8 protein-coding genes are annotated in these 11766 nt (G+C 24.3%); 3 read left to right on the top strand and 5 right to left on the bottom strand.

What is annotated here, in order from left to right:
• Nucleotides 1-3 precede the first annotated feature (3 nt).
• The 4 genes from AVBRAN9334_RS05830 to AVBRAN9334_RS05815 form a co-directional block, all read right to left on the bottom strand.
• Complete coding sequence (locus AVBRAN9334_RS05830) at nt 4-294, bottom strand: ArsR/SmtB family transcription factor (RefSeq protein WP_214116139.1); 291 nt, start codon at nt 292-294, stop codon at nt 4-6.
• Nucleotides 295-428: 134 nt separating this feature from the next.
• Nucleotides 429-1205: an RsiV family protein gene (locus AVBRAN9334_RS05825; protein WP_336607251.1), complete on the bottom strand. Its 777-nt coding sequence runs from the start codon at nt 1203-1205 to the stop codon at nt 429-431.
• 98 nt (nt 1206-1303) lie between these two features.
• Nucleotides 1304-2857 carry a glycosyltransferase family 2 protein gene (locus tag AVBRAN9334_RS05820; RefSeq protein WP_442862355.1) on the bottom strand — a complete coding sequence of 518 codons (1554 nt, stop codon included), beginning with the start codon at nt 2855-2857 and terminating at the stop codon, nt 1304-1306.
• Nucleotides 2854-5229 carry a ribonucleoside-diphosphate reductase subunit alpha gene (locus AVBRAN9334_RS05815; protein ID WP_336607250.1) on the bottom strand — a complete coding sequence of 792 codons (2376 nt, stop codon included), beginning with the start codon at nt 5227-5229 and terminating at the stop codon, nt 2854-2856. The genes AVBRAN9334_RS05820 and AVBRAN9334_RS05815 overlap by 4 nt, the downstream gene beginning before the upstream one ends.
• Nucleotides 5230-5366: 137 nt before the next feature.
• Here AVBRAN9334_RS05815 and AVBRAN9334_RS05810 point away from each other — a divergent pair, with 137 nt between their 5' ends.
• The 3 genes from AVBRAN9334_RS05810 (at nt 5367) to AVBRAN9334_RS05800 (ending at nt 8249) form a co-directional block, all read left to right on the top strand.
• Complete coding sequence (locus tag AVBRAN9334_RS05810) at nt 5367-6248, top strand: RluA family pseudouridine synthase (RefSeq protein WP_336607249.1); 882 nt, start codon at nt 5367-5369, stop codon at nt 6246-6248.
• 278 nt (nt 6249-6526) lie between these two features.
• On the top strand, nt 6527-7114 hold the full coding sequence (locus AVBRAN9334_RS05805) for a hypothetical protein (RefSeq protein ID WP_214116145.1): 588 nt from the start codon (nt 6527-6529) through the stop codon (nt 7112-7114).
• A 109-nt stretch (nt 7115-7223) separates the two neighbouring features.
• The gene (locus tag AVBRAN9334_RS05800) at nt 7224-8249 is read left to right on the top strand and encodes a GGDEF domain-containing protein (protein WP_336607248.1); all 1026 of its coding nucleotides are present in this window, start codon (nt 7224-7226) and stop codon (nt 8247-8249) included.
• A gap of 151 nt (nt 8250-8400) precedes the next feature.
• Here the strand turns inward: AVBRAN9334_RS05800 and AVBRAN9334_RS05795 are convergent, their stop codons facing one another.
• A complete protein-coding gene (locus tag AVBRAN9334_RS05795; RefSeq protein ID WP_336607247.1) occupies nt 8401-11742 on the bottom strand; it encodes an autotransporter outer membrane beta-barrel domain-containing protein in 3342 nt (1113 codons plus the stop codon).
• Between the last annotated feature and the right edge of the window lie 24 nt (nt 11743-11766).

Raw genomic sequence — 11766 nt, 5'->3', positions numbered from 1 at the left:
AACTTATCCTTCTTCTTGAATAAATTCTGGAGTTGGTATATCTAAACTTTGTATAAGCTTATTTAATTCTTCATCCATATTACTTTCATAATAAGCCCAAGTTCCAACTCTTTTTACTTTTAACAAATTAGCTTCTTTTAATATTTTTAAATGCCTTGAGATTCTTGATTGACTCATATCAAACGACCTGCACATATCACAAACACATAAAGGTCCATTTTTGATTAAAAAAGCAGTAAGTGCTATTCTAGTCTCATCGTTAAGTGCTGAAATTCTTTTTAATAATTCTGTCATTTATTCTCCATATATATTTAATTAAATATATCATTATATATAATTTTTACTTTCAAATTGATTAAACTTATCTTATTATTAAAATTTTTATAATTATTGTATAAAATAGGAAACTTAATTCCTATTTTAAATTCCTAGACTATTTTATTATCTTGTAATAGTTTTTTAAATTCTTCTTTTAAAAATGGTTCTATTTCTTTATATGTTAAACGAACTTTTATATATCCACTAGCGTATGAAAATAATTCATAAGGACTATATGAAAATACTATTCCTAAATTATCAAAATAAAAATTATTTAATTCTAAAGGACTAAAAAATTTATTATCTTTTTCTGGATGTTTAGTTGTATTTTGAAAATCTCTTATTTTTTTAGATATTTTTTCTTTTAACTTATCTGTATCTTTAAAAGCTTCGTTTGATGAAATAATTTTACCTGTTTTATCTAAAATTGCATATTTTTTAAAATGTAAAGGATGGGCACCTTTATTGTCTTCTACTAAACTAAAACTTATACTCGTTACATCATTCTTAGCAAATATTACATCTTCTAATATTTCTAAAGTTCCAAAATGAGTTAAGCTTTGAGCAAAAAATTCATTTAAATTAAGTTCTTCTTTATTGTTTCCAGATAAATATCTAATCTTAAAATTACCATCGCTTGTGCCAATACTAATACTATCATATTTAACCCCAATTGATTTTGAAGCCTCATAATCTATATTATTTGTTATCGTATCATTACATGCAAAACATACATTATCTTGCATTATATTCATACCGCTAACAAACTCAACTTTATCTTTATGGTCGTTAATTGTAAAATATGCAGTTTTATCTTTATCTATCATTAAAAACCCAGCAGAATTTAAACTAAGTGCCAAAATACTTGAAATTAATACTTTTTTCATTTTATACTCCTTAAATAAAAATAGTATTTTATCCTAAGTTAATAACACTTAAAAATTTTAATTAATTTTGTTTCACGTGGAACATATTTTATAATAATCTAAATTTGTTCTAACCCGTTTTCACAATAACTTTTATCATTTAATAAAGTATTTAAATAAATTTTATGGTTCTGTTCTAAATTTCTTTCATTTTCTTTATGATATATATGATATGCTATTGCCTGATGTTTTAGTCTTTTTAATTTATAGCCCTTATTTAAGAACCTTATTACAAATTCACTATCTTCTCTTCCCCAACCTTCAAAATCATTATTAAATCCATTAATTGAAATAGCATCTTCTTTGTAAAAACCCATATTGCAACCACGAATACCTTTTATGTATATTTTTTTATCATTCGGTGTTTTTTGTGCTATTGATTTTAATTTTTTACAAATACTTTTATCAATTTTTGAGAAGTACTTAATTATTTTTGATAGAACATTAATTTTGTTTGCTTTAAATGTTCTTATATTTAATTCTATATTATCTTCTCTAATATCTTTTGAAATATTTTCCTTTAAACAAATTCTACTACCTTGTAAAAATACCCCTTTTTCAGCATTATTTTTATAATTTTTTATAAAATCATTATCTACAAGCATATCTGAATCAATAATAACTAAAAAATCTCCACTTGATATTTTTATAGCATTATTACGAGATCTTGCTAATCTAAATCCTAAATCTTCTTGATACGCATGTTTTAATATAACAGGATATTTACTAAACTTTTCAATTATATCCCAGTTATCTCCACCATCATCGGCTATAATTATTTCATCTGGTAATGTAGTCATTTTAAAGACATATTCAAGGCATCTTGTTAGTGCCACTTTGTCATTATAAGTTGTGATTATTAAAGAACAAGTTGGAATTTTTGCATCTTTTAATTTTGCATATTTAAAAAAAGAACCTAAAGCATTGCATAAACTTATTATAAATCCATTAAAACCATCTTTTATTCCTAATTTTAAAAAATAGAATTTAAAAAATGTAAAAAATCCGTGGCTTATAGCTTTAAAAGTACTAGTTTTTTTATTTTTATTATTTTGTGCATAAATTTCTGTATATCTTTGTAATTTTGTTATTAAATCATAAATTGAATTGAAAGCAAAATGGTGAAGATGGATATTGGTTTTTATTAATTGTGAATTATTTTTAATGATAATATTTTCATGAACATTAGCGTCATCATAATTAGTATGAGTTTTATTAAAAATCCTAACTATATAATCAGGATAAAACCCACAAGTTTTTATCCATTCGTTTTTATAATAATTTTTTCTATTTATTGCATAGATTTTTGTAATATCGCTAAAATCAAGATTTTTTAAAAGCTCTAAACTATTAAAATCTATTACTTCATCAGCATCAATACAAAAGACCCAGTCATTACTAGCTAAATTTACAGCAAATTGTTTTAATTTGCCAAATCCTATAAAAGGTGAGCTAAAAACTTTTACATTTTTAAATTCTTTTGCAATACTAACGCTGTTATCAGTACTTTCATTATCTACTAACACAATTTCATCAAAATCTGCTAAAGCATTTAAACAACGCTTTAAATTTTTTTCTTCATTTTTAGCGATAATGCAAACACTTATTTTCATTGACAACCTTCGCATTCAATGCTTCTATCGACAGGTTTATTATCTAGATGTTCGCTTGCTGGACTTTCACTTCTTAGATAATAACAAGATTTAAGTCCTAGTGAGTGAGCTAATGTATAAATACTATTTAAATACCCACCACTTGCTTTGTCAAGACTAACAAATATATTTAAGCTTTGTCCTTGGTCTATCCATTTTTGGCGAATTGCAGCAGCACGAACTAAATCTCTTTGGTCAAGCTCATAAGCTGTAACATAATATTGCCAGGTATCAAGACTTAGATTTGGTACGACATTAGGTATCATTCCACTTAAGTTTTGTTCAAACCATTTTCTTTTATACACAGGTTCAATTGTTTGAGTAGTTCCAACTAGAATTGATATACTAGAAGTTGGAGCTATTGCCATTAAATAGCCATTTCTCATACCTTGTTTGCTAACTTTCTTTCTTAAATTATTCCAATCACAATTTGATTGATTAAATAAATTATCTCCTAGTGTTAGCATTTTTGCATTATCGTTAGCGACATCAATAGGGAAAATTCCCTTACTCCAATTACTTCCTTCATATTCAGGATATACACCTTTTTCAACTGCTAAATCACTACTTGCACTTATAGCTTCATAAGATATATTTTCCATAATTTTATCAATTAATTCAAAGTGGTTGTTAGTTCCAAACATTATTCCCTTTTCTGCTAACATTTGTGCTTCACCCATAACACCTAAACCTATTGCACGAGATTTAAGGTTAGTGTTTTTTACTTTTGCGTGTGGATAAAAATTAAGTTCAATTACATTATCAAGCATTCTAATTGCTATTGGAACTACTCTTTTAATATCTTCTATACTATTAATTTTACTTAAATTTATACTAGCTAGATTACAAACTGCGGTTCTTCCTTCATCATATTCTTTTTCTACTATATAAACTTTTTTACCATTTAAAGTATCAAGGCTACTTAATTTTTTTGCAGTTTTTACTTGTGAATTATCAAGAGTTAAAATATCATTTTCTTCATAAATCTTTATACTACCATCTTCAAAAGTAGCTTTTATTTTATAATGATTTGGGTCTGTATTTTGAAAAATTTCTGTGCATAAATTAGAACTTCTAATAAGACCTGAATGAGAATTTGGATTAGCTTTATTAGCATTATCTTTAAAGCATAAAAACGGCATTCCACTTTCAAAATAATTTGTTAAAATCTTTTTCCAAAGCTCTTTTGCATCCATTACTTCTTTTACTATATTTTCATCTTTTTCAAGTCTTTCATACTCTAATTCAAATTCTTTTCCGTATAAATCACAAAGTTGTGGAGTATCAAATGGGTCAAATAAAGTCCATTTTCCATTTTCAGCAATTCTTTTCATAAATAAATCATTTATCCATAAAGCAGGGAATAATTCATGAGCTCTTCTTCTTTCTTCTCCGCTATTTTTTCTAAGGTCAATAAAATCACAAACATCCATATGCCAAGGCTCAATATAAACAGATATTGCACCTTTTCTTGTGCCTAATTGATCAACCGCTACAGCAATGTCATTTGTGATTTTTAAAAATGGAATAATTCCACCAGCTGCATTTTTATGTCCGTCTATACTACCACCCATAGCACGAACCTTACTCCAATCCCAGCCTATTCCACCACCAAATTTAGATAATAAAGCCATTTCTTTATAAGAATCAAAAATACCTTCTATATTATCAGGGGTTGAGCCGATATAACACGAACTTAATTGGTGTCTTGTTGTTCTTGCGTTACTTAAAGTTGGAGTTGCACACATAACTTCAAATTTGCTTATTAAATCATAGAATTTCTTAGCCCATTCTTGCCTATTTAATTCGTTTTGAGCTAAAAACATAGCTATTGCCATAAACATATGTTGTGGTAATTCAATAGGATTACCTTTGCTATCTTTAATTAAATATCTATCATAAAGGGTTTTAATACCTAAGTAAGTAAATTGTAAATCTCTTTCAGGTTTGATATAAGAATTTAAATCATCTAAGTCATATTTTTCTTTAAGACCTAAAAATAATCTTCCTGCTTTTTCTCCACGCTCAAAATATTCTCTTAAATGCACATATTCTTTTTGTGGATTAACTTTGTGATATAAATCATATAAAAATAATCTCGCAGCTACAAAAGTCCAATTAGGTCTATCTATATCTATTTTATCAACTGCTGTTTTTATTAAAGTATTTTGTATTTCTTCAGAAGTTATCATATCTCTAAATTGTATTTTAGCATCAACTTCTAGCTCACTTTGGCTTACATTATCAAGCCCTTCAGTTGCTAAAGTTGTATATTTTTTAATCTTAGATATGTCTAATTCTTCTACTCTACCTGTTCTTTTTACTACCTTCATGATTGATTATTTTTCCTTTGTGAATTTTAAAAAAGAATGTATTATAATAAGTAGATATATAATAAAGGTTAAAAAGAGTGGGATATTTATATAAAAAATTTTTTACTACAGAAAATAAAAAAGCTTATCAATTAGTTATGCAAAATTTAAATTACGATTTAAAAAAAGCACAAAGATTTTGTGATAAAAATCGTGTTATTATTTTTAAAAATAATGTTAGTAAAAAGCTAGAAAATACTTTAAATATAGAAGAAATAAATTTAACTGATATTGAAATATGTAAAAAGAATTCTATTATTTATGGAGAATATTATTTACTAATTTATGAATGCGTTAGTAATAATTTAAAACCAATTTTTGAAAATGAATATTTTGCAATTTTTAATAAACCAAGCGGAGTTTTATCACATCCTAATGGAAGAAATTGTGAATATTCTTTAAATGATGAAATTTGGCAAAAATATGGAGAAAATGCAAGTGTAGCTCATAGACTTGACGCTGCTACAAGTGGTCTTATAATGGTAGCTAAAACAAAAACTGCCAATAAAGAATTAAAAGAACTTTTTGCAAAACAAAAAATACACAAAGAATATTTAGCATTAGTATGTGGTAATATTAAAAATGATTTTTGTGTTAGTGCAAGACTTAAAAATGATGATGATTTAAAAAATAAAATGCAAGTTTGTGTAGATGGCAAGATTTCGCAATCTGAATTTATAGTTATCAAAAATTATCCTAAATATACACTTTTAAAAGCAATTCCACTAACAGGAAGACAACATCAATTAAGAGTGCATTTGCATTATGTAGGAAATAAAATCGCAGGGGATAATTTGTATGGACTTACTAACAAACAAGCAAGAGATATTTTAGATAAGAAAATATCAAATATAAAAGAACTTTGTGGAGCAAGTAGGCTTTGTCTTCATTCTGCAAGATTAAAATTTACTTATAAAAATCAAGATTATGATTTTTTTAATTATGATATAGAAAATGAATTTTTAGGAGCAATTAAATGAATGGATTAGATATATTTCAATACTTATTTATGGGTGTTGTTTGTATTGGTGGAATTATTGGAATGATTTTTATCATAATCAATGAAAAGAAAAAATAATGTTTCACGTGAAACTTTTTATCATTAGATTATTTTAATGTTTCACGTGGAACATTAAACTTATAATAAAATTAAAATTATTTACATACAAAATAAATTCATTAAACAAAAATTTTATTCTAAAACTTTGTTATAAATATAAATATAAAATATTTTATAAATTTTATTGAAGGAGAAAATATGAAAAAGATATTAATTTCTTTATTTTGTATAGGTGCATTAAATGCTAGTTCAATCAGTGAAATTGAAAAATTAAAACAAGAAAATGAAATTCTAAAACAAAGAATTGATGCTTTAGAAAATAAATTCTATGACCCGTTTGATGATTTTTTTAAAAGTTTTGATGCAATCAATAAACAACATATAAAAGCTTTAAATGAAATCAAAAAATCAATGGAAGATGATTTTAAAAACTACAAATCAAATTCTAATTACTCAAGTTATTTTCAAATCAACAATATCATATCTTATATGAAACAAACTTCACAAAATATAGATAATAAAACCAATTCAAAAATAGAAATAAAAACATATAACGAAAACACAAAAAAGGAATATTTATTAAAAGATATTATAAAAGATTTTGATACTTTTAAGGTGTATTTTAATTCAAAAAATCTTGATAAAAATATAGAATTAGACAAATTCTATATTAGTAGTAATGGTTTTGTATTCTTATCAAAGGATTTTAAAAATCAAATTATTATTAATTTTGAAGATATGAAAATTTATTTAAAAGATGAATTTTTAAAAGAACTTTCTTTATAAATTCACAAACCCTATTTTATAAATAGGGTTAAACTTTAAAAATATATTAAAATATAAATTTAATTACCGATATATTAGTATAATCAGTAACTAAATATAAAGGTAAATTATGAAGCAATCACTTCTATTAGAATTAATATATCCACTTCCTGCGGCAACACTTGGTTTTGAACTTTTAGTATTTTTAGGTTCAATATATTTTAAAAAACTAAATATCACTTTTATAACATTGTTATTTTTAGCTAGTAGGATATTATTTATTTTTATGGATTTTCAACAAGCCCACGCATATATTTCACTATTTTCACCGATTGTATTTGCAATATTATTAACGCTTAAAAAAGATTATCTTTCTACAAAGAGATTAATTCCTGCTTATTTAGTAGTATTGTTTTATATCTTAATTGGTATATTTATTAAAGATTACCAGTTTATATCGTATTTACATAATTTAAACTTTATAAATCTTACTTATGTTTATTCAGATTTTTCTTTTTGCTTATTTTTAGTTTTAATGATTTATGTTGTAATTCTTAGAAAAATTAAAAATTTTGAATGTTTCTTGCAAGGTGCATATATTGCAGCCTATTTTCAATTTATATTCTACAATAGCCTTCAATTTTATAATTTAAGTTATTTTGAATTAGGCTCATTTATATTCTTAGCTGCTATTGGTTATCAAGGATATAAACTAGCGTTTTATGATTCACTAACTAATGTTTATAATAGAAGAGCTTATGACACTACTGAAGTAAAAAATAAAGATGTAATTGCTGTAGTTGATATAGATTTTTTTAAAAAGATTAATGATACTTACGGGCATGATGTAGGAGATATTATTTTAAGAAGTCTTGCAAGTATTTTGAAACAATATTCAAAAACTTATCGTTATGGGGGAGAAGAATTTGTTTTAATTTTTAAAGAATATGATTTTTATAAGTGTGTTAGCTTACTTGAAAACCTTAGAAACGAAGTGCAAAATCATACTTTTAAGGCTAAAAATCACGAAATAAAACTAACTATTAGTATAGGTGTTAGTTTGGTTACAAACTCTAAATTTGGAGCGTTTGAAACTGCTGATAATAGACTTTATAAAGCTAAACAAACAGGAAGAAATAAAACTATATTTGAATAACCAAAGTCATATTAAATTCTTTAATAAATTTATTATTTATACTAAGTTTGTGAGTATATTTATTTTTATAAAATTACTTAAAAGCTAATAATATTTGAAAACCTTATTTTAAATCCTATAAATTAGAATTTAAAATAAGAAAATTCAATACTTAAAACTCAAATCTAATACTTGCATTAATATTATAATCAATATTTAAATTCCCACTAAAAGTCTTTTCAGCTTCTATATTTAATCCTAATTTTTTACTAATATTTTTATTAAGTCCTATACTTGCAAAACCTCTTTTATCTTTCTTCGCTCCACTAAAAGCAAAAGAGCTAATCCCATCACTAACTAAAAAATCAGGATTATTAGTTAAATCAAATATTCCACCAATTCCAGCTCTTAATATTGTATTATTAATATCTACTCCAGTATAAACTGCTGCTTTTGATACCATTAAAACTTTTGAAGAAGATGTAATATTGACATTTGATACTTGAGATAAATTGCCAAATTGAATTACTTTTTCACCTTTAATATCAGTCTTTGGGATATAATTTGCAATCAATTCTAAACTAGGCTCTAAATAAAATTCATCACCAAATCTATAACCTAATTCAGCACTTGCTATTATACCTGTTCCTTTACTTGTAGAATTGCCTAAAAATGTATCGTTTTTAAACTCGCTTTTATAATGATTTGTTTTAAAAGTAGCATCTAAGAAAAATCCATTATTATAAACATTACTAACATACACTCCAAAACCATAATTATTAATTTTTGAATTAGTAGTATTATCAGTGGTTGTTTTACCGATATTTAGCATAATTCCTGCATAAGTATCAAAATCATTATTATTTATGATTTTGTCAGCACCTAATTGTATTTCATTGGCTTTTATAGAAGTATTTTTTATACTACCTTTATTTATATATCCACGAATCCAAATTCCTGCATTGTTATTAGTAAAACTTCTTAATTCTCCTAAACGCTTATTAAGATTATTATATTCAAACACTTGAGAAAAATAAAATTGCGAAGTCATTAATTTAGCTGATTCTAAAGCTTTTTCATTTTTACCTGTTACCATTAATTTGATAGCTTCTTTTTGTTCTTCTAATGCTATTTCAAATTTTTCTTCATCAGTCTTAGGCTCACTTGGTTTAATAGGATTTACAGGTTTTAAATCTATCCAAGGAATGTTTGGTTTGATTTCAGGTTTTGCTTCTTCGTTAGGATTAGGTTTAATATTTTCATTAGGATTTATAGGAGTTTCTGGTGTAACTTCTGGCTTAATATCAGGTTTTATTTCTGGCTCACTTGGTTTAGTATCTTCAATATTTGGCGGGGTTGTTGGTTTAATAGGATTTGCAGGTTTTAAATCTATCCAAGGAATGCTTTTATTATCAAAATTAGCTACTAAAATTCCAATATTATTTTGACTTTTATCTTTATTAGTTGTTTCATTTGATAATTGATTAGCTTCTACACTAGTTTTTATAGTATCTTTAATATCTGCATATTCATTAATTTTAGATGTATCAGTAATTAAATTATTAATAGCTGATATATCTAATTTCTTTGAATTAAATTCTAAATCATCAAAATTCATATTTTTATTATTTGTTAAAGCATATACTAAATATCTATCATTACCATTTATTATTTCCTTTTTACTCAAATAACTATTAGCTAAAGCAAATTCACTAATACCTGAATAAAATTTCAAATCTTTAATAAAGCTATTAATATTCGCATTACCATTTCCAACTTTTAAAATAGCTAAAGGTAAATTAGAATTTAAATTATTAACTTTATAAGTTCCATTACTATCTTTAGTTAAAGCTGTTAAGATACCAAAATTATTATCAATCCCACTTGTACTAATTTTTGAAATAATTGCTCCATCATAATTATTGTTACTTAAATAAAAAGTAGAATTACTAACATTTAAATTATTTACACTAAATGCACCTAATATTCTTGAATTATTAGCTGTAAGATTATTAATAATTTTTTTATTATTATTTAAATCATAAGTATTACCTATTAAAGTAGTCCCTACTAATTCAATATTAATATTATTTGAACTTTTAATACCCATATTTATTAAAGAATTTGTAGCTTTTAAATAACCATTATTAATAATTACATTTGCCTTATTATCATATTTTTCACCTAATTTAGCTCCATTTAAAACAAATGAATTACCTTCATAATTATTTATAGAATTTAACAAAGTTGAATTAGTTAAATTGATATCTTTAGCTTTAAAACCATTTTTAAATACTGATGAATCAAAATCAGTTAAATTATTATTTAAACCTTTTGCTTCTAAATAATTATTCAAATATGACTTAGTAGTATATATACCACCATACTCATTAGTAACTTTTCCACCTATTAAAGAATTATTTATTTTAATATCTGTAACACCTTTAGAATTTAATATATCAATTTCTTTACCATTTATAATATTACCTGTAATAAAAGAATTATTTATATCAAATTTCTTATTTCCTAAAGCTTTTATATTTGAAGATAAATTACCTATTAAATAAACTTTATCTATATTAATATTTTCACTATTTTCAATATTTGAAGCAGTAGTATATATCCAAGTTTTAAAAGGTGTATCATTTTTAGTATTTGGATCATTATAAGTATTTTTTAATAAATTTATATTATTTAAGGCTATAAAATCTTTATTAGTAATTCCTTTAATTGTTAAATTTTTTGAATTAATTGTCCCTATAATATGTGTTCCATTATTAATTGGTTTATTAGAAATATTAGCCCATTCCGTATCAAAAATAGTATCATCAATTATAACTTCATCATTTGATGAAATTGCACCTGCACTAGAATTGCTGATTATATTTGTTGAAGTAAGAGTAATTTTTGACTTATCATATCCAAAAGTAACACTAGTAAGTGGAGCAGAAAAACTATCTCCTTGTTTATTAGCCTTAATAGTACTACTAATTAAATGCAATTCTCCTTTTTTAATATTAATAGCCGAAGCTGCTTTATATCCTCCATAACCACCTGGAGTTGCTTGACCATTTTCTAAATATGAATTATATAATTTTGCTTTTCCACCTTGTAATTCAATAGCATATTCGTTATCAATATCTTGAAAAGGACTAATAATTATTCCACCTTTTCCAATAAAAGTAGAACCATAATCTATAAAATTACCACTATTTAAAGTTATTTTGTCATAAAAATGTAAGTGATAATCTTTATTTAAGAAACTATTTGTTACAAATGTAGCATTATTAAAAGTAATTGGGGTATAAACAATTGCATTATTTTTTGCATTATTTTTCAATGTTATATTTAAATTATTATTAATTGTTAAAGCTCTAGACTTATTTAAAGCTTCACTAGTTCCTGTAATATCAGCATTAATATTACTAATATCTTCTCCTTTTGGTAAGTTTATAAAACCATCAGCAAAAGCTGGTAAAAATAATATATTTATTAAAATTATTGATTTTTTCATTTTAAACCTTTTTTTAAAACAATA

The organism is Campylobacter sp. RM9334, from assembly GCF_020138145.1.
In the GTDB taxonomy this organism is placed as follows: Bacteria; Campylobacterota; Campylobacteria; order Campylobacterales; family Campylobacteraceae; genus Campylobacter_E.
This window is presented reverse-complemented; position numbering and strand designations above follow the sequence as displayed.